General features: G+C 70.5%; 19 protein-coding genes and 1 tRNA gene. 8 read left to right on the forward strand and 12 right to left on the reverse strand.

The window, feature by feature from the left end; genetic code table 11:
* Positions 1 to 6 precede the first annotated feature (6 nt).
* Positions 7 to 1,413, forward strand: coding sequence for a Mu transposase C-terminal domain-containing protein (locus C1A17_RS08040; protein WP_101652516.1), 1,407 nt, complete (start codon positions 7 to 9; stop codon positions 1,411 to 1,413).
* Complete coding sequence (locus C1A17_RS08045; protein ID WP_101652518.1) at positions 1,410 to 2,228, forward strand: AAA family ATPase; 819 nt, start codon at positions 1,410 to 1,412, stop codon at positions 2,226 to 2,228. The genes C1A17_RS08040 and C1A17_RS08045 overlap by 4 nt, the downstream gene beginning before the upstream one ends.
* Positions 2,229 to 2,524: 296 nt before the next feature.
* Here C1A17_RS08045 and C1A17_RS08050 read toward each other — a convergent pair whose 3' ends face one another.
* The 3 genes from C1A17_RS08050 to C1A17_RS08060 all read right to left on the reverse strand — a co-directional run bounded on the left by C1A17_RS08050 (position 2,525) and on the right by C1A17_RS08060 (position 6,286).
* Entirely contained in the window at positions 2,525 to 3,262 is a 738-nt protein-coding gene (locus C1A17_RS08050; RefSeq protein WP_101652521.1) for an SDR family oxidoreductase, read from the reverse strand.
* A gap of 433 nt (positions 3,263 to 3,695) precedes the next feature.
* Complete coding sequence (locus tag C1A17_RS08055) at positions 3,696 to 5,129, reverse strand: FAD-binding oxidoreductase (RefSeq protein ID WP_101652522.1); 1,434 nt, start codon at positions 5,127 to 5,129, stop codon at positions 3,696 to 3,698.
* A 77-nt stretch (positions 5,130 to 5,206) separates the two neighbouring features.
* Positions 5,207 to 6,286: a histidinol-phosphate transaminase gene (locus C1A17_RS08060; RefSeq protein ID WP_101652524.1), complete on the reverse strand. Its 1,080-nt coding sequence runs from the start codon at positions 6,284 to 6,286 to the stop codon at positions 5,207 to 5,209.
* Positions 6,287 to 6,322: 36 nt separating this feature from the next.
* Between C1A17_RS08060 and C1A17_RS08065 the strand changes: the two genes are divergently transcribed.
* A complete protein-coding gene (locus C1A17_RS08065; protein WP_245873583.1) occupies positions 6,323 to 7,510 on the forward strand; it encodes an alpha/beta fold hydrolase in 1,188 nt (395 codons plus the stop codon).
* A gap of 67 nt (positions 7,511 to 7,577) precedes the next feature.
* On the forward strand, positions 7,578 to 8,792 hold the full coding sequence (locus C1A17_RS08070) for an aminotransferase-like domain-containing protein (protein WP_146000604.1): 1,215 nt from the start codon (positions 7,578 to 7,580) through the stop codon (positions 8,790 to 8,792).
* A 103-nt stretch (positions 8,793 to 8,895) separates the two neighbouring features.
* Here C1A17_RS08070 and C1A17_RS08075 read toward each other — a convergent pair whose 3' ends face one another.
* The 4 genes from C1A17_RS08075 to C1A17_RS08090 form a co-directional block, all read right to left on the reverse strand.
* Entirely contained in the window at positions 8,896 to 9,606 is a 711-nt protein-coding gene (locus C1A17_RS08075; RefSeq protein ID WP_146000605.1) for a TY-Chap domain-containing protein, read from the reverse strand.
* 269 nt (positions 9,607 to 9,875) lie between these two features.
* Positions 9,876 to 9,963: transfer RNA gene (locus tag C1A17_RS08080), tRNA-Ser, on the reverse strand.
* A 105-nt stretch (positions 9,964 to 10,068) separates the two neighbouring features.
* Positions 10,069 to 10,527, reverse strand: coding sequence for a tRNA adenosine(34) deaminase TadA (tadA, locus tag C1A17_RS08085; protein WP_281258722.1), 459 nt, complete (start codon positions 10,525 to 10,527; stop codon positions 10,069 to 10,071).
* A complete protein-coding gene (locus tag C1A17_RS08090) occupies positions 10,527 to 11,090 on the reverse strand; it encodes a tRNA adenosine deaminase-associated protein (protein ID WP_101652532.1) in 564 nt (187 codons plus the stop codon). The genes tadA and C1A17_RS08090 overlap by 1 nt, the downstream gene beginning before the upstream one ends.
* Positions 11,091 to 11,273: 183 nt before the next feature.
* Between C1A17_RS08090 and upp the strand changes: the two genes are divergently transcribed.
* The 3 genes from upp to C1A17_RS08105 all read left to right on the forward strand — a co-directional run bounded on the left by upp (position 11,274) and on the right by C1A17_RS08105 (position 13,921).
* On the forward strand, positions 11,274 to 11,909 hold the full coding sequence (gene upp / locus C1A17_RS08095) for a uracil phosphoribosyltransferase (RefSeq protein WP_101652533.1): 636 nt from the start codon (positions 11,274 to 11,276) through the stop codon (positions 11,907 to 11,909).
* 284 nt (positions 11,910 to 12,193) lie between these two features.
* Positions 12,194 to 12,880 (forward strand): winged helix-turn-helix domain-containing protein, encoded by a 687-nt coding sequence (locus tag C1A17_RS08100; protein WP_245873585.1) that lies wholly within the window; start codon positions 12,194 to 12,196, stop codon positions 12,878 to 12,880.
* A 120-nt stretch (positions 12,881 to 13,000) separates the two neighbouring features.
* Positions 13,001 to 13,921, forward strand: coding sequence for an endonuclease/exonuclease/phosphatase family protein (locus tag C1A17_RS08105; RefSeq protein WP_101652535.1), 921 nt, complete (start codon positions 13,001 to 13,003; stop codon positions 13,919 to 13,921).
* A 30-nt stretch (positions 13,922 to 13,951) separates the two neighbouring features.
* Here the strand turns inward: C1A17_RS08105 and C1A17_RS08110 are convergent, their stop codons facing one another.
* From C1A17_RS08110 to C1A17_RS08120, 3 genes are all read right to left on the reverse strand, one after another.
* Complete coding sequence (locus C1A17_RS08110) at positions 13,952 to 15,163, reverse strand: MarP family serine protease (RefSeq protein WP_101652536.1); 1,212 nt, start codon at positions 15,161 to 15,163, stop codon at positions 13,952 to 13,954.
* The gene (locus C1A17_RS08115; RefSeq protein ID WP_101652537.1) at positions 15,164 to 16,456 is read right to left on the reverse strand and encodes a PrsW family intramembrane metalloprotease; all 1,293 of its coding nucleotides are present in this window, start codon (positions 16,454 to 16,456) and stop codon (positions 15,164 to 15,166) included. It abuts the gene before it with no gap.
* 553 nt (positions 16,457 to 17,009) lie between these two features.
* Entirely contained in the window at positions 17,010 to 18,488 is a 1,479-nt protein-coding gene (locus tag C1A17_RS08120) for a malate:quinone oxidoreductase (protein ID WP_101652538.1), read from the reverse strand.
* Positions 18,489 to 18,874: 386 nt separating this feature from the next.
* Between C1A17_RS08120 and C1A17_RS08125 the strand changes: the two genes are divergently transcribed.
* Positions 18,875 to 20,398 (forward strand): hypothetical protein, encoded by a 1,524-nt coding sequence (locus C1A17_RS08125; protein WP_146000606.1) that lies wholly within the window; start codon positions 18,875 to 18,877, stop codon positions 20,396 to 20,398.
* A 179-nt stretch (positions 20,399 to 20,577) separates the two neighbouring features.
* Here the strand turns inward: C1A17_RS08125 and C1A17_RS08130 are convergent, their stop codons facing one another.
* Positions 20,578 to 21,042 carry an SRPBCC family protein gene (locus tag C1A17_RS08130; RefSeq protein WP_101653588.1) on the reverse strand — a complete coding sequence of 155 codons (465 nt, stop codon included), beginning with the start codon at positions 21,040 to 21,042 and terminating at the stop codon, positions 20,578 to 20,580.
* Positions 21,043 to 21,081: 39 nt separating this feature from the next.
* Positions 21,082 to 23,082 (reverse strand): acetoacetate--CoA ligase, encoded by a 2,001-nt coding sequence (locus C1A17_RS08135; RefSeq protein ID WP_101652540.1) that lies wholly within the window; start codon positions 23,080 to 23,082, stop codon positions 21,082 to 21,084.
* Positions 23,083 to 23,147 lie beyond the last annotated feature (65 nt).

The raw sequence follows: 23,147 nt of genomic DNA on the forward strand, positions 1-23,147 counted from the left end.
GCGGCGATGGACGCTGCGGCGCGGTGGCGCATTCTCCGGCTCCATGTGGAGGACGAGGTTCCGCTCGCGCGTCTGGCCCGCGAGTCCGGCGTCGGGCTGCGGACCCTGGAGCGCTGGCACGCCCGCTACCGGACCGACGGCTACGCGGGCCTGGAGACGGCCTCGCGAATGGACGCCGGCACCCACCGCTTGCCGACCGATCTCGTCCACGTGATCGAGGGTCTGGCGCTGAGCAAGCCGCGGCCGGCTATCGCCACGATCCATCGCAAGGTCACCGGCATCTGCGGCATCCACGGGTGGCCGGTCCCGTCCTATTCGGTGGTGTGGGAGATCGTGCGCGCCCTGGACCTGGGCATGGTCACCCTCGCCCTGGAAGGCGCGGCGTCCTATCGCGACAAGCACGAGCTGGTGCTGCGCCGGCAGGCGGAGTGGCCCAACGCGATGTGGCAGTCCGATCACACGTTGCTCGACATCCTGGTAGTCGGCACCGATGGCAAGCCTGCCCGGCCGTGGTTGACGACCATCCTCGATGACTGCTCCCGAGCGATCTGCGGCTATACCGTCGTCCTGGGCGCACCGTCGGCGATGAACACCGCGCTGGCGCTGCGGCAGGCGATCTGGCACAAGGCCGACCCGGCCTGGCCGATGTGCGGCCTACCGGACGTGCTCTACGTCGATCACGGCAGTGACTTCATCAGCCACCAGCTCGCCGGCACCGCCGTCGACCTCCACATCCGGCTGATCCATTCCACCGTCGCCCGCCCCCAGGGCCGGGGCAAGATCGAGCGGTTCTTCGGCACCGTCAACACCGAGTTGCTGGCCGACCTGCCCGGATACATCGGCGAAGGCCAGCCCTGGCCAACACCGACACTGTCCCTGGCCGAGCTCGATACCGCCGTCGAAAGGTTCGTGGCCACCTACAACGACCGCACGCACAGCGAGATCGGCACCTCCCCGCGCAGCGCGTGGATCGCCGAGGGCTGGCTGCCCCGCATGCCCGAGAGCCTGGAAGCTCTCGACGGACTGTTGCTGACCGTGGCCAAGACCCGCGTCGTGCGCCGCGATGGCATCCGATTCCAGGGCCTGCGCTACGTCTCCCCGACCCTGGCCGGCTACGTCGGACAGTCGGTCGTGATCCGTTACGACCCTCGCGACATCACCGAGATCCGCGTCTTCGACCACGACGAGTTCCTCTGCAAGGCCGTCAACCAGGAGCACCACGACCAGAAGGTCAGCCTCAAAGAGATCCAGGCCGCTCGCAACGCGAGACGCCGGGCACTACGGGCCGGCATCAACGAACGCATCGCTGTCGTGGCCGCACACACCACCGAGACACCACCTCCCGCGGAGGAACCAGCGGCGGCGCAGACGCCGAAACGGAAGTTGAAGGTCTACAAGGAGGACCTGAGGTGAGCCAGCGCTTCATCGTCACCAAAGAACACCGCCGCTTCACCGAGTTCGCCGACGCCGTGCGCCGCGGCCACACCATCGGCCTGTGCTTCGGGCCGGCCGGAGTGGGCAAGACGCTCTCGGCGCGCCGCTACGCGCACTGGGACAAGGCCCACGATCTGCTGACCTACTGGGGGCCGCGCTCCGACGATGACGCCAAGATCTACGCCGCCCTGAACCGGAGCCGCACCGTGCTCTACACCCCCAGCGTGCTGACCACCCCGCGGACCCTGAAGGATGAGCTCAATCAGGCCATCACCCGCACCAACATCTGCATCGAACAGCACCTCGCGCCGCACGGCGACGTCACGCCCGAGACCTGGGGATGGCGCCGCAGCAGGAACTACGTCGAGCTGATCATCGTCGACGAGGCCGAACGGCTCCGCCCCGCCGCCCTGGAACTGCTGCGCGACCGCTACGACCGAGACGACATCGCACTGATCCTGATCGGCATGCCCGGACTGGAGAAGCAGTTCAGCCACTACCCCCAGTTCTACAGCCGGGTCGGGTTCGCCCATCAATACCGACCCCTGGGTCAGGACGAACTGTTGTTCGTCCTGCAACGACACTGGCGCTCCCTCGGCAAGACCCTCGACCCCGAAGACTTCACCGACGCCCAAGCCATCGCCGCCATCGCGCGGGTCACCCGCGGCAACTTCCGGCTGCTCGAACGCCTCATCCCCCAGATCCAGCGCGTGCTGAAGATCAACGAACTCGACACCATCACCAACGACGTCATCGAAGCCGCCCAAAGCACCCTGGTCATCGGCGTCACCTGACCCCGGCCCGCCACGGAACGTCGGAAGAACCCCGCCATTTAAACGCAGAAGTCACAATTCGGACCCTGTGGCACAGGGACGCCTACGGTGCCGTAACTGTCACGCAGGGTGGTGCTCAATGCAGCAGAAGTGTCAGGTTGAGGTGTGCCAACTCGCGCAGCAGTCTCCCCGCGCCGCCGTGCCGTAAACGGTCGCTCCCGGAAGGAACGCGGCAGTCTCGTCCGCGCGCCGTACCCGCAGTAGCGCGTCGGCAACAGCTAGCAACGGGGCAGACGCCGCGGCGATCGTCGCTGCAATCAGCTCGCCTGGCCGTGAAGCCATTGGGAGAAAGTCGGACCGAGTACCTCGGCCTCCGCTCCAGGCACCAGGGCACCATCACGGAATGCTCGACCCATGCGGCCAGGGATGGGCATAGGGAGGGGAGTGGCCCGGGCCTGGGGGAGCTGCTTCGTCATGTCCCACAAGGTGGTGACCTCCGGCCCTGCGATCTCTGTGAGCGTGCTGGCGCGGGTGCCGGTCGCCAGGTCTGCGATCACCCCAGCCACCGCGTCCAGCGCGACGGGCTTGATCGTCATCTGCGGCACGAGGGAGATCGGTCCGAGCTTCATCCTCTCGCGGTTCTGGCCTGCGAACTCGAACCACTGCGTTGAGCGCACGATGGTCAGGTTCGGGCTCTCCGCACGCGCTACCCGCTCCTGCGCCGTCTTGCCGGCGAAGTACCCATACCCCTGAACGTCCGGCAGCTCGCAGTTCACGATCGACAGCAGCAGATGGCGGGCATCCAAAGCGCGCGCAGCGGCGGCGACGGCGTGGGTCGACCGCGTGAAGAAGTCAGTCGCAGCGCTCCTGCTCATGGTGAAGCGCCCCGTCGCCTCCACGATCACATCGGGCTGCCCTAAGCGCTCGATGGAATCAGCCTGTAGCACGTCGAACCCGTTGGAGCGCGACAGGAGCCTGACCGTCGCACCACGCTCGAGGAGCGCCCGCTCGATGGCCTTGCCGGACGGTCCCCCACCCACGACTGCAACCTCCACCGCGTCCTCCTTCGTCGCGCCTGCTGTCTCTATGATCGTAGAGCCTCTCTGATCATAGAGGCCTAGTGTGTTGTGAAAGGGTGCCCCGCCGATGGCGGGGCACCCTTTCACAACACACCCTAGTGGCCGCGCTCGGCGGCCCCCGGGAGCAGCCGGAACCGGAACCCCGGTCACCCCCGGCCGCTCCGGCGCGATTCGAGGGTTCCGAGGTCAGCTGAGTGCGGTTTCACGTACGGAACCGCACTGTGCTGCCCCCGGAATCCAGCAGGCCGCACTGTGCTGCACCGGGAACCGGCAGGCCGCACTGTGCTGCACCGGGAACCGGCAGACCGCACTGAACTGCACCCGGGAACCGGCAGACCGCACGGGGATGCACCGGGACGGCAGCCGAGACCGGATGCGTCGCCGGGCCGCCCCTCCTGCTGCAGCCGGCTCAGAGCGATGCGAGCATCTTGCCGGGGTTGAGGATGCCGAGCGGGTCGAGGGCGCGCTTGATGCCCAGGTGGATCTCCTTGGACACCGGGTCGAGCTCGCGGGCGAGCCACTCGCGCTTGAGATAGCCGACCCCGTGCTCGCCGGTGATCGTCCCGCCGAGATCGAGGCCGGCGGCCATGATCTCGCCGAACACGTGCTGCGCGATCTCGACGGCGGCCGGGTCGGCGGCGTCGAAGAACACCCCGGGATGCATGTTGCCGTCCCCGGCGTGGCCGCAGGTCGAGATCGTGATCTCCGGGTGCGCCGCCTCGATCTCGACGAGCCGGGTGAAGAACTCGCGGAGCCGACCGCGCGGCACGCACACGTCGTCGACGAGCTCGCCTCCGCCGTGGGTGCTCGCGTACTTCTCCATCGCGGGGGCGACGGCGCGGCGGGCGGCGACGAGGAGCTCGGAGTCCGCCGGATCGTCGGAGAACATCACGTCGGTGGCGCCGCACTCCTGCGCGACCGCGGAGAAGCGCTCGAGCTCGCGGACGGCGGCGTCGTGGCTGCCGTCGCCGTTCGACTGGACGAGGAGCATCGCACCGGCGTCGGCGGGCAGCCCGAAGTCGCCGTAGGCGTTGAGGACCTCGAGGGTGCGGCCGTCGAGGAACTCGAGCAGCGGGGGCCGGGCGCCGGTGGCCATGAAGTCGCAGACCGCCCCGGAAGCGCTCACGACATCGGGGAACAGCCCCACGGCGGTGAGCGGTTCGGGGATCGCCGGGATGAGCTCGAGGGTGACCTCGACGATGACGCCGAGGCTGCCTTCGGAGCCGATGAAGAGCCCGGCGAGCTCGAACCCGGCCACGCCCTTGGCGGTCGGGCGGCCGACCGTGGTGATCCGGCCGTCGGCGAGCACCACGGTGAGGCTGCGGACGTAGTCGCGGGTGACGCCGTACTTGACGCAGCACAGGCCGCCGGCGTTCGTCGCGACGTTGCCGCCGATGCTCGAGATCGCCACCGAGCCGGGATCCGGCGGATAGGCGAGGTCGAAGTCGGCAAGGTGCCGCTTGAGGTCCTGGTTGATGATGCCCGGTTCGACGGAGCACGTCATCTCGACGGTGTCGACGGCGAGCACCCGGTCCATCTTGGCGACGCTGAGGAGGATCGCGCCGTCGATCGCGTTCGCCGCACCGGACAGGCCGGTGCGGGTGCCCTGGGGCACGACCGGGATCCGGTGCTCGGAGGCGAACCGGAGCGTCGCCTGCACGTCCTCGACGCAGGCGGCGCGCACGAGCGCGCGGGCGGTGCCGACCTCGCAGAACAGCGCCCAGTCCTTCGAGTGGGCGGCGACGACGTCGGGTTCGGTGATGAGGGCTCCGGCGCTGAGCTCGGCGGTGAGCGGGGCGAGATCGACGGAGACGGCGGGATCGCAGAGTTCGGGATTCGTCACCCGGTCAGTGTAGACCCGCCGCGCGCGCCTCCGCAGGACCGTCCGCGGGGCTCCGAACCGTCAGCGGAACCGGCCTGTCAGTGGAACCGGGAGCGGAACTCGGCGGCGATGTCGAGGACCCGATCCATCGAGGCATCCGGGCCGATGCTGATGCGCACCCCGTCCTGGAGGTTGCGCACCGCGATGCCCGCGGCCAGGCACGCCTGCTCGAAATCGCCCGAGCGCGCGTGGAGCGGCAGCCAGACGTAGTTGCCGTGCGAGTCGGGGACGTCCCAGCCCTGGGCCCGGAGACCGGCGATGAGCTCGTCGCGGGTCAGGGCGATCTGTTTGGCGCGCACCTCGACCTCGCTCACGCGCGCGAGCGATTCCCGGGCCGCGGCCTGGGCCGGTGCGGTGACGCTGAACGGGAGCACGGCCTTGCGGAGCTCGAGGATGATCTCCGGATCGGCGATCGCGTAGCCGACCCGCAGCCCGGCCAGCCCGTGGGCCTTGGAGAACGTCCGGACGAGCACGAGGTTGGGGTGGTCGGCGAGCGCAGCGAGCCCGTCGACCGCCTCGGCGTCGGTGCAGAACTCCCGGTAGGCCTCGTCGAGGACGACGATGATGTTCCGCGGCACCCGGGCCATGAACTCCTCGAACTCCGGGGTCCGGATCGCAGCCCCGGTCGGGTTGTTCGGCGAGCACAGGAGGACGAGGCGGGTGTCCTCCGTGATCGCGTCGGCCATCACGGCGAGGTCGTGCCGGAAGTCCGCGGTGAGCCCGATCCGCCGGTGCGTCGCACCGCGCAGCGAGGCGATCTGCGGATACATCTCGAAGGACGGCCAGGGGTAGACGACCTCGACACCGGCCTCGAGGGTGATGTTCGCGAGCGCGCTGAGCATCTCCGAGGCCCCGGCGGAGAACAGGAGCCGTTCGGCGGGCACGTCGAGGTGGGCGGAGAGCTTGGCGGTGAGCGCGGTGACGGCGGGGTCGGCGTAGTGGGCCGGGTTCTGCGCGGCCTCCGCGATCGCTGCGGGGACGCCCGGGAGCGGAGGGAGGTGGTTCTCGTTCGAGGACAGCTTGTACGACTCGATGCCGTCGACCGGCTGCGGCGGCTTGCCGGGGACGTAGGCAGGAGTGGTGGACAGCGCGGCGCGGACGGCGAACTTCTCGGTCATGGCTCGATCATAGACACTCTCTGGGATACTGGTCCGATGGATCCGAACGCCCCGCAGACCCCGGCCGACGACGCGGTGCCGACAGGGGCCGAGGTGAGACCGAAAGGCACCGACGCCCCGGCCGACCACGCGGAGCCGACGGGTGCGGACATGCCGCTCGACGATGCGGCGCCGACCATCGATGAGCCGACGGGTATCGAGCCACCGGGCGGCGAGACCCCGGTAACGGACACGCCGCCGTCGAGCACTGACGCGCCGCCGCAGGAACCGGACTGGCGGCCCGACCGGCTGGGCGAGGGGTACGAGTTCACCGACCTGCCCCTCGACGGCGGGGCGCACGCCACGCTCGTGGCCCACCGCGGGCAGCGCGCGGAGGACGGGCCGGCGGCCGGCCGCACCGTGCTCTACGTCCACGGCTGGTCGGACTACTTCTTCCAGCGGCCGCTCGCCGAGTACTGGGCGCAGCAGGGGGCCGCGTTCTACGCGGTCGACCTCCGCGGGCACGGTCGCAGCCTCGACCTCGACGACCCGGAGGCGCGTCCGGGCTACATCGAGGATCTCGCCGACTACGACGCGGAGATCGAGGCCGCGCTCGCGATCATCGCCGCCGAGCATCCGCGCACCCGGCCCATCCTCGCCGGCCATTCGACGGGCGGCCTCACCCTCGCGCTGTGGGTGCACCGCAATCCCGGGCGTGCGGCGGCGCTCGTCCTCACCTCGCCGTGGCTCGAGTTCCAGTTCGACGCCGCCACCCGCCGTCTCATCACCCCGTGGCTCAAGTGGCGCTCCCGCCGTTCGGAGTCGGTGCCGATCAGGGTCCGGTTCCCCGACCACTATGCCCGGTCGGTCCTCCTGTCGCGCGGCAACCTCCCCTACGAGCTCGATCTCAAGCCGCCGAGCAGCTTCCCGATCTACCCCGCATGGATCAGCGCGGTCTTCGCCGGGCACGAGGCGGTGGAGAAGGGCCTGTCGATCACCATCCCGATCCTCGTCCAGATGTCGACGACCTCGGTGCGCGAGAAGGACTACAGCTCGGCGATGAGCGCCGCGGACATCGTGCTCGACGTCGACGTCCTCGCCCGTCGCGCCCCGTCGCTCGGCACCACGGTCGTCATCGAGCGGATCCCCGGCGCGATGCACGACGTCGTGCTCTCCGACAGCCCGGTGCGGAAGTCGGCCTTCGCCCGGATCACCCGGTTCCTCAACGGCTACCTGCAGCGCTGAGATCCGGCAGCCGACAAGATCGCGGACGAGCATCCCGTACCGCGGCCCAGCGGTCTACGATGACCCCATGTCTGCTTCTTCCGATGTGTGGTTCCCGCGCCTCGCCGAGCGCGCCCAGGCCGGCCCGAGCGAACTCTCCGCGGTGCTCGCGCTCGCGGCCGCCGGCGGCGACCTCGTCGACTTCTCCGGCGGGTTCCCCGACCCCGCGCTGTTCGACACCCGGCTGCTCGCCGAGACCGCGGCGAAGGTCATCGAGACCGAGCCCGGGATCGCGCTCCAGTACGCCTCGAACACCGGACTGCCCGGCCTCAAGGAGATGCTGCGCCAGGACATCGCGCGCACGCAGTCGGTGACCCCGGCCGAGGACGAGCTCATCGTCACCTCCGGCGGCGTCGATGCGATGACCCTCGTGTCCAAGGCGATGCTCGACGTCGGCGACGCCGTGCTCGTCGAGGCGCCGTCCTATCTGGGAGCCTTCAGCGTGTTCCAGGCGCACGAGGGCCGCTGCCTCTCGATGCGCAACGACGAGCACGGACTCGTGCCGGACTCGGTGCTCGACGTCCTCGAGGACGCGCAACTGGGCGCATCGCGGCCGAAGTTCGTCTACGTCATCCCGGATTTCCAGAACCCGTCCGGACTGCGCCTGTCGGAGGAGCGACGGGAGCGCCTCGTCGAGATCTGCCGTCGTCACGGCCTGCTCATCCTCGAGGACATCGCCTACCGCGACCTCGCCTACGACGGCTCCTACTATCGGTCGATCTACGAGATCGGCCCCGACATCACCGTGCAGATCGGGACGTTCTCCAAGACCTTCACCCCGGGCACCCGGATGGGCTGGGCCTGCGGACCGGCGACGGTCATCGACGCGATGGCCCAGGCGAAGACGAACACCGACCAGTGCGCCGGGGCGCTGGGCCAGTGCATCCTCGAATCCCTGTTGCGCGAGGGCCACTACGTCGCGGCTCTGCCCGGCCTGCGCGAGGCCTATGCGACCCGCGCCCGCGCTCTCATGGCGGAGTTCGACGCGCAGCTCGAAGGACTCGCGACCTGGACCGTGCCGGAGGGTGGATTCTTCACCTGGCTCGATGTCCCGGGGATCGACACCCGGCAGCTCGCCGAGGCGGCAGTGGACTCCGGCGTCGCGTTCGTCCCCGGAGCACCGTTCTTCGCGGACCGGAAGCGGAGCTCGAACCTCCGCATGTCCTTCTCCCGCACCCCCACCGACCGGATGGCCGAGGGCGTGGCACGGCTCGTGCGCTCGATCGAGTCCGCCCGCGCCTGAGAGCACCGGGCCGGGCGGCATCCGACACAAGGCGGCATCCGACACAAGGCGGCATCCGGCACGGGCGCCTGCGCGCATGCGACCACCCGGGGTCCGGAACGTATCAGGCCACCCGGGAGCGGACCCGTCGCTCCGTCCGGAGCGGGATGACCGCCGCATCCTCCACGTCGACCGGCTCACCGCCCTGCGGATCCGCTTCGAGGACGAACGTCCCCACCCGGAGCAGACCGGGGTCGCTCAGACCCCGCGACAGCAGCAGTCCCCGAATCGATTCCTCGACCGCGTACCGGGCGTCCGCGACCGCGGCCCGGTGCCAGTTGGGTGAGCTCGTCGCGATCTCCGAGGCCCGCATGGGCGGGGTCCAGCCGCGCTCGAGGAGCGGCTCCGCGTGCGACTCCCACACATCCCCGGGGAGGTACTCCTCGCTGACGATCTCCATCCAGTACCCGCGCGGGTTCGCCGCGATCTGGGCGTAGGGCCACGCGCAGTCCTCCGGAAGCGACCACAGCCGGTGCACCTCCGGGTTCGTCGACAGGATGCTCCGCTCGCCGAAGCTCGGCTGCGCCCACGGCTGCTCGACGCCGACGGAGCGCCGCAGGTCCCGCGCGAGCCGACCCCGCCGGACGGACGCGAAGGTCCCGTCGGATGCCCGGTCCGGTCGTTGGAGGCCGAGGACCTCGGACTCGCCGTACTCGATGAGCACGTACTGGTTCCACGTGCAGGCCCGCAGCCGCCGGACGGTGTCGTCGACGAGCTGGCGGAGGGATGCGGCACGGTCGGGAACCGGGCGGGGGTGCGCAGTACGGGTGGACATCATTGCCTCCTCACGAGTGCGGTGCGTGTGAGGATCATCCTTGAGCGAGGCACGGACACGGGGTTCGGGCACGAAACCCGAACGGGAGCGGCGGCAGGATCGCACGAACGGTGCGAAGACCGGTCGCCAGCCACGGGTGCGCGGTTCGGCAGGCGCAGCCCGGGGTGCGGAACTCACCGATACGCGATTCCGGAGAACGACGAAGCCCCGGGTCGGATGACCCGGGGCTTCCATCTCATCAGGCGACGAATCGAACCTGACGGACAACGCGGTAGCGGTGGGATTTGAACCCACGGTACGGGGTTACCGTACACAACATTTCGAGTGTTGCACCTTCGGCCGCTCGGACACGCTACCGTCGGATACTCTACCCGGATCCGCCCGTGCGACCCAAATCGGGCCCGGAGCGCACGCGACGCCGCAGTCGGACACCCGCACCGCAGACGTGCCGTGATGCCTCCCTCAGCGGCGGGCGTCGAAGAAGCCGCGCAGCCGCTCCGCGCACACCTCGGCGAGCACCCCGGCGTAGACCTCGGGGCGGTGCAGCGAGCCCCGGTCCCGCGGCAGGTCCCACACGGACCCGCAGGCGCCGGCCTTGTCGTCGTACGCGCCGAACACGATCCGCCCGACCCGTGCGGCGACCGCGGCTCCGGCGCACATCGCGCAGGGCTCGAGGGTGACGACGAGGGTCGCCCCGGTCAGCCGCCACGCCTGCGCCGACCGGCCGGCCGCACGGAGCGCGACGATCTCCGCATGGGCGGTGGGATCGTGGTCGACCTCACGGCGGTTGAAGCCCGCCCCGAGCACGCGGCCCTGGGCGGACACGACGACCGCGCCCACGGGCACATCGTCGCCGTCGCTCGCGAGCGAGGCCTGGGTGAGCGCGATCCGCATCCAGGCCTCGTGCTCCGGCCGCTCGATCAGCGGGCGGCCTCGAGCTGATCCGCGAAGCCGACGGCCTCGCCGACGTGCGCGACGACGCGCGCCGGATCGGATGCGTGGGTCTGCGCCTGTTCGAGGAGCTCCTCGGCGGGAACCCCGAGGTCCGCGAACACGTCGGCGTCCCCGCCCCATTCGGCGTCGTCCTCGAGATCGAGCATGGGGACGACCTCGTCGTCCTCCTCGTCGTCGACCTCGGCATCCTCGTCCGCGACGGGCGCGGCCGACTCCTCCTCGATGTCCTCGTCGGACTCGTACTCGTCCTGCCGGGCGTCGAGGTAGTCGACGAACAGCTCCGCGAAGGGACTCTCCGCCACTGCGTGCACGTCCGACAGGAAGACCTTGACCTCGTCCGCGGCGGAGAGGCGCACGAGCGCGAACCACTCGTCCTCGTGCTCGATGACGGCGACGGCCTCACCCTCGTCCTCACCCCCGGAGCGCATGGTCTCGAGGAGGTCGTCGAGATTCGCCGCATCGCGGATGTCGTAGTCGACGGCGCGGTAGCCACCGGAGGAGTGCGACAGGACTGCAGTGAAGTAAGCCATGCCCCTATTCTGTCCCCTCCGACATCCGGTCGGCCCCGCCCGCACACCGGCTACCTGCCGTACCCGCGCGCAGGCCCCCACCGCACCCGTGCGGCGGCCACTGGGCCGCCCACCGCGCTCGCGCGACCGTCCTCGGCGACCGGCGCATCCCCGCGGTCGCCGCGGTCCGGTAGATTCGGGACCATGCATCTTCACGTGGTCGACCACCCGCTCATCGCCCATAAGCTCACCGTGCTCCGCGACGAGCGCACCGACTCCGCGCGCTTCCGGCTGCTCACCGATGAGCTCGTCATGCTCCTCGCCTACGAGGCGACCCGCAGCATCCGGGTCGAGGAGAAGGTCATCAGCACCCCGGTGAGTCAGATGACCGGCACCGGCCTGTCGAACCCGCGCCCCGTCGTGGTGCCGATCCTCCGCGCTGGCCTCGGCATGCTCGAGGGCCTGCTGCGGATGCTGCCGACCGCCGAGGTCGGCTTCCTCGGGATGGTCCGCGACGACGAGACCTTCGAGGTCACCGCCTATGCCGAGCGCCTGCCCACCGACCTGTCCGGGCGGCAGATCTTCATCATCGACCCGATGCTCGCCACCGGCGGCACGCTAGCGATGGCGATCGACTACCTGCTGGCCCGCGGCGTCTCCGAGGTCACCGCGATCTGTCTGGTGAGTGCGCCGGAAGGGGTCGAGCACATCGAGAAGACCTACGCCGGCCGCGCCGACGTCACCGTCTACACGGCCGCGCTCGACGAGAAGCTCAACGAGAACGGGTACATCGTCCCGGGTCTCGGCGACGCCGGCGACCGGATGTACGGAGTCGTCTGACCCGCAGCGGACCGCAGCCGCTCAATCTTCCCCGCTCCCCCATCCCGCTAGCTCTGCCCCGGGCGTCACATTCGGTCATATTCGACCGTGTCGACACCCGGATGCTTGCCGTTCGTTCTCCGCGTGAAGAATAATGACGAACATGTCCGATTCCCTCCGCCTCGCGCGCAACCGCCCCGTGCGCTGCCCGCACCGATGTCCGCAGGACCGGTGGGCACAGCGCATGCTGTGCGTTCGCGATTGACACCCTCACGCCACGTGGTCGCGAACGGACTCCCTCCCGAGTGGCATCGCACGCATGGCACCGGCGCGCACCGCGCCGCCCGCTGCGAGGGGCGGCGCGCGGCATCGTGCTCTACATCGGACTCGACGAGGCCAAGGCTGCGGCCGACGGCACGAACCTCGCCGCGATCGCCCAGGCGCTCCAGGAGTACGCGCGGGAGCTGTCCTCGCAGGCCGACACCCAGGCCGTCATCGCGCTCGCACCCGACGGCCCGGGCAGGGATCTCGACGCCGTGCGAGCGGTCGCGATCGGCTCCCCGGCCGCCACCGGGACCCCCGCCGGCAGGCACGGCCCCGTGCGCTCGCGCGTCCCGGCCCGCATGCATCCGCCCGCTGCGAGCGAGGATCTCGCACCCACCGGCACTCCGGAGCACCAGCTCCGGATCGACATCCCGCGCCGCGAGGTGCACGTCGACGGGGAGATCTCCCCGCTCACGACGAAGGAGTTCGACCTCCTCGCCACCCTCGTCTCCCATCCCGGCGAGACGCTGTCGCGCCTCGATCTCATCGACAGCCTGTGGGGAGGATCCGACGAGGCGCCGGACGAGCGCACCGTCGACGTGCACGTGCGGCGGCTCCGCAAGCGGCTCGGAGGCTTCTCCTCGGTGGTCCGCACCATCCGGGGCGGCGGCTACCGGTTCGACGAGCACCCCGACGTCCTCGTCTGGCGCGCCACCGCCTCGCGCTGAGCCCCGGAGGCCCGGGGGCCTCCGGGCGTCAGGGCGGCCTCGGGAGCGTGTCCGAGGTCACCCTCCCGACCCCCGTCCCCTCCAGCCTTTCGTCAGCTTCCGGACATACACTCGATCGCGATGTCCGCTTCTCGTAACCCCTCCAGTGGGATCCTCGTTTTCGTCGTCGGAGCCCTGCTCGCCGCTCTCCTCGCGATGCACGAGCTCGTCCCGACCACCCGGGGTCTCGCCCTCGTCATCGAGTCCGCCCTGCCGTGGACCGGTGTCCTCATCGTGCTGCTCTTCATCGTGGCGCTGTTCCGCTTCTCGGTGCTCAGCATCATCGGCGTGCTCCTGCCCGCCCTCGTCTGGTTCATGATGTTCGGCGGCTACCTGCGACCGGCCGACGTCCCCGAGGACGCGGATATCGTCGTCGCCAGCCAGAACGTCGGGGCCAGGATGCCGCAGCCCACCGCGACCGCACAGAGCATCATCGACCGGTCACCCGACATCGTCGCGGTGCAGGAGATCGAGTCGCTGTCCGGGGACATCATCACCGAGCAGCTGTCCGCGCACTTCCCGCACTCGGCCGAGGAGGACACGATCGGCATCTGGTCGCAGTGGCCGATGACGGAGCCGACGGAGATCGACCTCGGCATCCAGTGGACGCGCGCGATCGCGACGACGATCAGCACCGACCACGGGGACGTGCGGTTCTACAGCGTCCACCTGCCGTCGGTGCGGCCGGGACAGGAATCGCTGCGGAACAACGCGCTCGCCCGGCTCAGCGAAGCGATCGAGTCCGACGGCGCCGAGCGCGTGATCGTCGCCGGGGACTTCAACTCGGGCAACACCGACCGCTACTTCGAGCAGCTCGACGACGGGCTCACCGGCACCCGCGAAGCGGTGGGCGGAGGCTTCGGCTTCACCTGGCCGTCGATCTTCCCCGTCGTCCGCCTCGACCACATCATGGTCCGCGGTCTCGATCCGGTGGGCGACCTCGTCCTCGATCGCGGAACGAGCGATCACCGCGCGATCGTCGGCTTCATCGACGTCCCCTGACCGAGCCGTCCGTCCGCGGCGGTCGGCGGCTCAGCCGGATTCGACCGGCGACCGTACCGCGCAGTCGCCGGTGCCCACCGGGTCGGTGCGCTCGAGCGCCCCGCGCAGGGTTCCGTCGATCTCGTCGAGCGTGAGGGCGTAGCCGGTCTCCGGGTCGGATGCCGACCGCGCGAACACCATGCCCACGACCCGGCCCTCCGCGTCGAGCATCGGCCCGCCCGAGTTGCCCGGCCGGATGATCCCCCGCACGGAGTACACCTCGCGGACCACGGTGCCGTCGTTGTAGATGTCGAGGCCTCGGGCATCGAGGCGGTCGCGCACGCGGGTCGGGGAGATCGTGTAGGGCCCGTTCTCCGGGAATCCGACGACCACCGAGTCTGCGCCGACAGTGAGCTCGCCACCGAGATCGAGCTCCGGGGCCGCGAGCTCGGGCACCCGCAGCACCGCGACGTCGAGGGCGGGATCGAAGGCGACGACCTCGGCCGGGTACGGCTGGCCGGTGCCGCCCACCTGGACGATGGTCGACCGGGTGCCGGCGACCACGTGCGCGTTCGTCGCGACCATCCCGGGCTCGTACACCCAGCCGGTCCCCTCCTGCAGCGCCCCGCACTCGGTGTCCGTGGTGACGACCTTGACCACGGAGTCGTCGACCTCGCGGCCGACCGCCACCATCGATTCGCTCGGCTCGCCCACCCCGCGGATCTGCTCGGGCTGTCCCTGGAACACCTGCGGGAACCCGGTGTCGGCGAGCGCGGTGCCGATGCTGCCGAGCGCCTCGGTCGAGGTGATGGGGGCGAACCTGTCGAGCCCGGCGATGATCGACGACTCGGCGGTCCAGCGGTTGAGGGTGAGGAGCGGCGTCGTCGTCACCCAGCCGGCGGCGAGCCAGATGATGAGGGTGAAGGCCACGAGTCCGGAGGCGCCGCCGCCGAGCGCGTCGATGCCCCGGCCCCAGCGGGTGGGGATGCGGTCGCGCAGGGTGGCGCCGAGGAAGCCGCCCACCCCGGAGAGGACCACGCCGAGCACGAGCGGGAGCGCCACCGTGAGTCCGGGCATCGTGGACTCGTCGAGCCATCCCTGCCCGGTGAGGAGATCGGCGGTCCACGGCCCGAGGAACCGGCCGGCCACGAGCCCCAGGAAGAACCCGGCGACGGCTCCGCCGCCGGCGAGGAAGCCCTGCTGCCAGCCGAGGAGGACGGAGAGCAGCGCGAGGGCGACGAGGACGATGTCGACGGGGGCCATCTACGCCCTGCCGGGGAAGCGCGCCCGCTGGTTCACCGCATTCATCATCCGCGACCGCTCGAGGGTGAACTGCTCGAGCAGGTAGAGCTCGACCGCGCGCTCCTTCTCCCCTCCGACCCCGGCGAGCACCCGGGTCCGGGTGGCGGCGAGGTTGGCGGCGATCCGGATGAGCGAACGCATGTGGTCCTTGGCGTGGGGGAACTGGGAGGCCCAGCGCTTGCCGGCCCGCCGGCCCTTCCACGTGCCGAGCATGTCGACCTCTGGGTGGGTGAGCCAGCCGGCGTTCGCGTAGTCGCCGAGCGACTGCCGGGTATGGGTCGCCTCGTTGTGGCGGAACAGGAGCCCGGTGCCGAACCAGCCGATCGCGATGAGCGCCGACAGGCCGATGAGCACGGCGAGGCCGACGATGCCCGGCATCGCGGACATCACCGTCGCCATGCCGTTCCACAGACCGTGGAGCAGCATCCCGGCGATGAGCCCGGGGATCCACATGATGACGGTGAGCCACCAGGCGCCGCGCCGGGCCGCGAAGCCGATCGCGATTCCGGCGCAGGCGACGAAGGCGGAATGGAGGAGCGGACTCATGAGGCAGCGCATGATGAAGGTCTGCCACAGCCCGGCCTGCGCGGCCTCGACGTAGGCACCGCCGAGGTAGAGGATGTTCTCCGTGAATGCGAAGCCGGCGCCGATGAGGCTGCCGTAGACCCAGCCGTCGAGCGGGCCCTCGAAGTACTTGCGCGCCGCGAGCACGATGACGACGAGGAGGACGCCCTTGGTGATCTCCTCGGTGACCGGCGCCATGACCACCGCGCCGAAGACGTCGCCCGAGGCGTCGAGGCCGATGAAGGACAGGGCGTAGATGCCGAGGGCGCTCGCGATGAGGGTCATGACGACCGAGGCGACCGCGCCCCACAGCAGGCACACGACGAGCAGGAGCTTGGGCTGCGGCTTCCACCGGTCGAAGAGCATGACCATGACGACGATGAAGATCAGCGGGATCGCCGACAGCGCCACGACCAGCGGTCCGGCCCCTTCGAACGAGAACGCACCGAGGAGGAGGATGACGAGGAATCCGAGAGCGAGGATGACGCCGAGGATCGCAGCGGCGACGATCCGCGCGATGTTCGCACCCGCGGTGGGATCGGTCCGCGGCATCCGGCGTGCGGCCTGGGCGGCCCACGGGGCGTTGACCGGACCGCCGGAGTGCTGCTGCACCTGCGCCCGGACCCGCATCTCCTGGGTGACGGTGGGCGAGAACCGCGGCTGGGCGTACACCCGCTGGGCGGGCTGCATCCCACCGCCGTGCGGGGGGTGGTTCCAGCCCTGTCCGGGCCCCCGCTGCAGAGGTGCGCCGCCCGGCTGCGGGCCCTGCCACGGCTGCGGCGGGCCGGCCGGACCCGCGGCGGGGCGGCCGCCGGGGCCGGGAGCACCCCGACGTCCCGTCGCCTGCTGCCCCGGAGCATGCACGCCGGGCGCACCGGGTCCGCCCGGAGCACCGTGCGCGGGCGCGGAGCGGCCGGGGCCGACGGGTCCTCGGTGGGGGTGCTGGGGGTGGTGGCTCATACCTGCCTCGATCGTCTGCGATGCCCCCGGGACGCGACCGGGCGGCGGTGCCTCGAACCAGCATAGACACTGCCGCGGACACCGCGGAGCCGCAGCACGTTGCGATCACGCAACACGACGGTGCCGTCTCGTGTCGCAGCCCGTCCCGCAGAGGCACGCACGAGGGGCCGGGCACCGTGTTCCGGTGCCCGGCCCCTGTGTGGGATGCCGATCGCGGGAACTCACGGTCGCGGCGGGGATCCCTCCCCGTCGCGGCCCCGTCCGGCCCGCAGCCGGTCCGGCGTCAGCGTGCGATCTGCAGCGTCCGCGCGGTGTACTCGGAGAGCTCGGTGAGGAGCGTCTCGTCCTCGTGGAGACGGCGGCCCAGCGAGGGCACCATCGACTTGAGCTTCGGCTCCCATCCCGCGTACTGCTGGGGGAAGCAGGTGGCGAGCAGGTTGAGCATGATCGGTGCGGCGGTCGACGCGCCCGGCGAGGCGCCGAGCAGCGCGGCGATCGAGCCGTCGGCCGCGGAGATGAGCTCGGTGCCGAATCCCAGCACTCCGCCCTTCGCTCCGTCGCGCTTCATCACCTGGACGCGCTGCCCGGCGGTGATGAACTCCCAGTCGGACGGATTGACCTCGGGCGTGAACTCGCCGAGCATCTCGAAGCGGTCCTTCTTCGAGGACGCGAGCTCGCCGACGAGATACTTGACGAGGTCGAAGTTGTCCTTCGCCACGTTGAGCATGACCGGCAGGTTGTTGCCGCGCACCGAGAAGGGCAGGTCGGTGAAGCGGCCCGACTTGAGGAACTTCGGGGAGAACCCGGCGTAGGGGCCGAACATCAGGTAGCGCTTCCCGTTGACCACGCGGGTGTCGAGGTGCGGCACCGACATCGGCGGGGCGCCGAACGCGGCCTGGCCGTAGACCTTGGCGTGGTGTCGGTCGACGAGATCCGGGTTCGAGGTGCGGAGGAACAGCCCGGAGACCGGGAATCCGCCGTAGCCGCGGCCCTCGGCGATGCCGGACTTCTGGAGGAGGTGGAGGGCACCGCCGCCGCCGCCGATGAACACGAAGCGGGCATTGACGTCGAAGGCGTCGCCAGCGGCGGAATCCTTGATCGAGACGCGCCAGCCGTCGGCGGTGCGGTTGAGGTCGGTGACCGCGTGACCGGTGCGGATCTGGCTGCCCCGGTTCCCCATGTGGGTGAGGAGCTGGCGGGTGAGGGATCCGAAGTCGACGTCCGTGCCGGTCTGGAACCGGGAGAGGCCGTTGACCTGCCCGGGGCCCCGGTTCTCGAACATCAGCGGCAGCCACTCGGCCTGCACGGCCGGGTCGTCGGTGTACTCCATGTCGGCGAACAGCGGGTTGCGGACCATGGTCTCGTACCGCTTGCGGATGTAGTCACGGCCCTTCTCGCCCCGCCCGTAGCTGATGTGCGGGACCTGGTTGATGAAGGACGACGGATCGGTGATGACGCCCTCGTCGAGCAGATAGGACCAGAACTGGCGCGAGACGTGGAACTGCTCGTTGATGTTCACGGCCTTGGCGATGTCGATGTCGCCGTTCGCGTCGGCCGGCGAGTAGTTGAGCTCGCACAGGGCGGCGTGGCCGGTGCCCGCGTTGTTCCACGGATCGGAGCTCTCACGCGCCACGTAATCGAGGCGCTCGTAGACGCGGATGTCCCACTCCGGCTGCAGATCGGTGAGCATGGCGCCCAGAGTGGCGCTCATGATCCCGCCGCCGATGAGGACTACATCGACGCTTTCCTTGGTGTAGGTCATTGTTACCTCGGCTCAGTTCGCACGGGGCGCACCGCTCTCCGGCACGCCTGATGTCTGCCCTCGACTCTACTCCGCTCCGGCGTGCGAACCGAACTCGGGTCCGGTCCGCGAGCAGCCTCCGAACCACTGCTCGGAACCGGTCCGGCACCGGGTCCACAGGTCCCGCGCAGCGCCGGATCGGCAGCGCGCCGACACGGCGTCGAACTCGGCGCTGATGCCTGGGGACGGACAGTCGACCCCTGCTGTCGCACACCGGTGGACAGCGCGGACCGGTCCACAGACGACGGCCCGGACTTCCGCAGGCCGGCTCGGCGCGATGACCTGGGTGCATGAATCCGCCGTCCTCGCCCCCGCATCCGTCCTCCGCCCTCCCGTCGGCTCGCCTCGTGGCGGCTCTCGCGTCGCTCCTCGTGCTCACCGCCCTCCTCCTGTCCCCCATGCCCGCGCCGGCGCGCGCGGCCGATCTCGGCCCGACGACGGAAGCCGACTCCGCGCGCGGTCTCGGTCCGGCGCCCGAGGTCCTCGGCCCCGGTCGCTGGCACCGCAGCTCGGAGGGGAGGACGTGGTACGGCGCGTACCGGTCCCTCGAGGACGGATACGCCTACTGCGTCGACGCGGGCCGGGCCACTCCGCTCCCCCGCTTCTTCCGGGATTCCGCACCCCGGGAAATCGCGAGTCCGCAGACGGCCTGGGCCCTCCACGCCTACGGGGACTCCGAGGAGCGGGACGTCCACTCCGCCCTGTCGGCGATCGCGAAGCTCGATCCCGCCGTGCCGCACCGCCACGTCATCGATCCGGCCGAACCGTCCGCGCTCGGCCCCGGGTTCCGGGGTGCGGCCGCGGCGAAGTCGCGGATCTCCAAGGAGGCCGCGCGGTTCGCCGGTCCGTACACCCTCGAGATCGACATCGCCGCACCCCCGCGCGGATCACTCCGGACGACCGCGCGGATCCATGTCGAATCCGCCTCCGGGAACGCCGTGCCCGGCCTCACCGTCGACCTCGAGGCCACGGGCGGGACGGTCGCGGCCGCCGCGGTGACCACCGCGGCGGAACCAGTCGAGGTCGAGGTCACCGTATTCCCTCCGGCCATGGCCTACGGCACTCCGGGCTCCCCCTTGACGGACTCCCCCGACACCGCGCCCGCGGAGCTCCGGCCGGAGATCCGCCTCTCCGCACGCGCCTCGGGGATCCCTCCGACGACCGTCCGCTTCCATGAGGCGGCGGGGCCAGGCTCCGCGCGGGTGCAGAACATCATCTCCGCGGACGCACCGCAATCCGTCACCGCCGATCGGCGGCTCGTGCTCGATCCGGTGCCGGTACCCTCCGAGGAGGCCTCGCCGCCCCCGCGCCCCGAACACCCCTCGGTGCCGACGGCCGAACCCTCTCCGACCGCGCCGCCGGCGCCGGAACCGAGCACAGCGCCGAGCCCCTCGACGCCCCCGGCGCCTCCGGCGCCCGCACCGACAGCCTCGCCCGAGCCCTCGACCCCGCCGACGTCTGCGCCCGTACCGACCTCAACACAGCCCGCCCCTGCGGAACCCGGGTCTCCGGCGCCTGCGGAACCCGGGTCTCCGGCGCCTGCGGAACCCGTGCCCACCGGAAGCACGACGTCACCACTGCCAACCGATCCGTCGGGCACCGATCCGTCGGGCACCGATCCGTCGGGCACCGAGCCTGCGGACACCGAGCCGTCCGGCACCGCACCGGCCGTCGGGCCGGCACCGGAGCGCGATTCCGTCGCCGCACCGACCTCGGCGCCGTCTCCGCGCACCCCGGCGGCCCCGGAGACCGCAGGAGCGGACGAGCTGCCGCGCACCGGAGCGGGTTCGCACGCACTCATCGGCCTCGCACTCGTCCTCGTCGGGACCGGCACCGGTGCCCTCGTCCTCAGCGGACGGCGCCGCAGGTGAGCCGCATTCGACGTGCGGGGCAGCAGGTGACGGCCCTCGCAGGCAGGGCCGCAGCACGGGCCGAGACACGGGAGAAGGCCGGGCCGGGACGCACGACGGGCGCGGCAGCCCATCGCTGCCGCGCCCGTGCGCGTTCATCCGTGCGCCGCCGGGAGATCATCCCGAAGGCGGGCCGGACATCACCCTCCGGAGACCGCTGCGGCCAACCGGTTGAGCGTGTCCTCGAGCTCGGACTCCGACACGAGCGGCAGTCCGATCTTCTTCGCGGTCTGCGGATCGACCTTGTCCCACGCATAGGTGTGGACGACCCGGGTGGCGTCGGCGCCCTCCGGCTCGAGCTCCCACACCCACTCCCAGCCGGGCGGCTCGGTGCCCGCCGGCGCGGTCTGCCAGGCGAGGAGCTTGCCCTCGTCGTAGCCCGTGACGTGGTTGTCGGTCTGGTACTCCCCGCCCATGTGCTCACCATTCATGTTCATGGTGAAGACCTGGCCGTTCGCGGTGATCCGGTCGGTCTTGGAATCCGACACGATGAACCCGGATCCGTCGAGCTCGTGATGGCGCTCGGGATTGGACAGGATCTCGAAGATGTCCTTGGCGGGTGCGTCGATGGTGCGCGACACGGTGATGCTGGTCTGATCCGACATCATGACCTCTCTTTCCTCGTCGTTAGCTGTCCTTCGACGCTATCGGCCGGAACGGCGCTCGGCAAAGCGCCGGGCATGATTCACATACCAATCCAAGACTTCCGGATCGGCCGCGGTGCCCCGGTTGATCGTGTCCGGCGACGCGCCCTGGAAGATCTTCTTGATCGGCACCTCCATGAGCTTTCCGGTGCGGGTGGTCGGTACGGCCGGGGCGGCGATGATCTCGTCGGGGACGTAGCGCGGGGACACCTCGGACCGGATCCGGGCGACGATCGCCTTCCGGAGCTCCTCGTCGACCTCGACTCCGGGCTGCGGGACGACGAACAGCGGCATGTAGTAGTCGCCGCCGGACAGCTCCGCGCCGATGACCATCGAGGACTGCACGCCCTCGACGGCGTCCACGGCCTGGCAGATGTCGGCCGAGCCCATCCGGATCCCGCCGCGGTTGATCGTCGAATCCGAGCGGCCGTGGATGATGTACTGACCGCCGGGCCGCTTGGTCACCCAATCTCCATGCCGCCAGACGCCGGGGTAGGCGTCGAAGTACGCCGCCCGGTAGCGGCTGCCGTCGGGATCGTTCCAGAACTTCACCGGCATCGAGGGCATCGGCTTCGTCACGACGAACTCGCCGACCTCGTCGGTCACCGAGCGCCCCTGGGGGTCGAAGGAGTCGGCGGCGACGGCGAGGTAGGCACCCTGGAGCTCCCCGCGCACGATCGGGTCGTAGGGGTTCGAGCCGATGAATCCGGTGGCGATGTCGGTGCCGCCGGAGTCGGAGCCGAGGTGGATGTCGGGGCTCACATGGGCATAGACCCAGTCCCACGTCGAATCGGGCAGCGGGGAGCCGGTCGACAGGATCGATCGGAGTGAGGACAGGTTGTACCGGGCGGCCGGGGACACCCCGGACTTCTCGATCATCGAGAGGATCGCGGCCCCGGTGCCGAAGTTCGTCACCTTCTCCCGCTCGCAGATCTCGAACTGCTTGTCCGCGACGCCGGCGACGGGCGAGCCGTCGTAGGTGACGATCGTCGCGCCGACGAGCAGGCTGTTGACGAGGAGGTTCCACACCACCCACGTGGTCGCCACCGCAGAGTAGTGGCGCCCGCCCTCGAACGCCTCCTGCTGCAGGGTGTTCGCCTTCAGCGCCTCGAGCGTGACGCCGCCGTGGCCGTGCACGATCCCCTTCGGCTTGCCGGTGGTCCCGGAGGAGTAGAGGACCCACAGCGGGTGGGAGAACTCGACCGGCTCGAACCGCGGCTCGACCGGCTCGGCGACGATGCGGGAGTACAGGGTGGTGCTCGCCCGGGATTCCGCTGCGGCGGCCGCGCGGTCCGCCGCATCCGGGAGCTGATCGACGAGGACGTGCTCGCGAACCGTCGGCAGTGCCTCGAGGAGGTCGTCAACCGTGCCGGTGAGATCGTGCTCGGTGCCGTTGAACAGGTAGCCGTCGACGGTGAGGAGGACGGTCGGCTCGATCTGCGCGAACCGGTCGGCGATCCCCTTGATGCCGAAGTCGGGGCTCACCACCGACCACACCGCTCCGACCGTCGCGCACGCGAGCAGGGCCTCGGCGGCCTGCGGGATGTTCGGCAGCACCGCGCACACGGTGTCGCCGGGGGCCACCCCGCGCTCGCGCAGCCAGGCGGCGAGCGCACCCACGCGGCCGCGCAGCGCGCTCCACGTGATCGACTCGCGGCGCTCGTCCTCGTGCAGGCCGACGATCGCCTCGGCATCGGGGCGGGTCGCGGCGTGCCGGAGGATGTTCTCCGCGTAGTTGCACGTCGCACCTGCGAACCAGCGCACGTCGGGCATCGTGTCGCCGCTGAGGACCGGCCCCTCGCCCCGATCGCCGATGACATCGAAGTACGTCCACATCGTCTCCCAGAACGGCTCGATGTTCTCCACCGACCACTCGAGGATCTCCGCGTAGCCGGAGGTGCGGACGTCGTGCTCACGGGCGAGCCAGCGCTGGTAGTCGGCGAGGGCGCTCGCCTCCGCGCGCTCGCGCGGCGGGGTCCAGAGGACGGTGCGGTCGGTCATGCGGATCCTTCACGTCGATGGGAAGTCTGCTGTCGGCCCCACCAGTTCTACCAGTCCCGGCGCGC

The sequence above is a fragment of the Brevibacterium ihuae genome, from assembly GCF_900184225.1.
GTDB lineage: Bacteria > Actinomycetota > Actinomycetes > Actinomycetales > Brevibacteriaceae > Brevibacterium > Brevibacterium ihuae.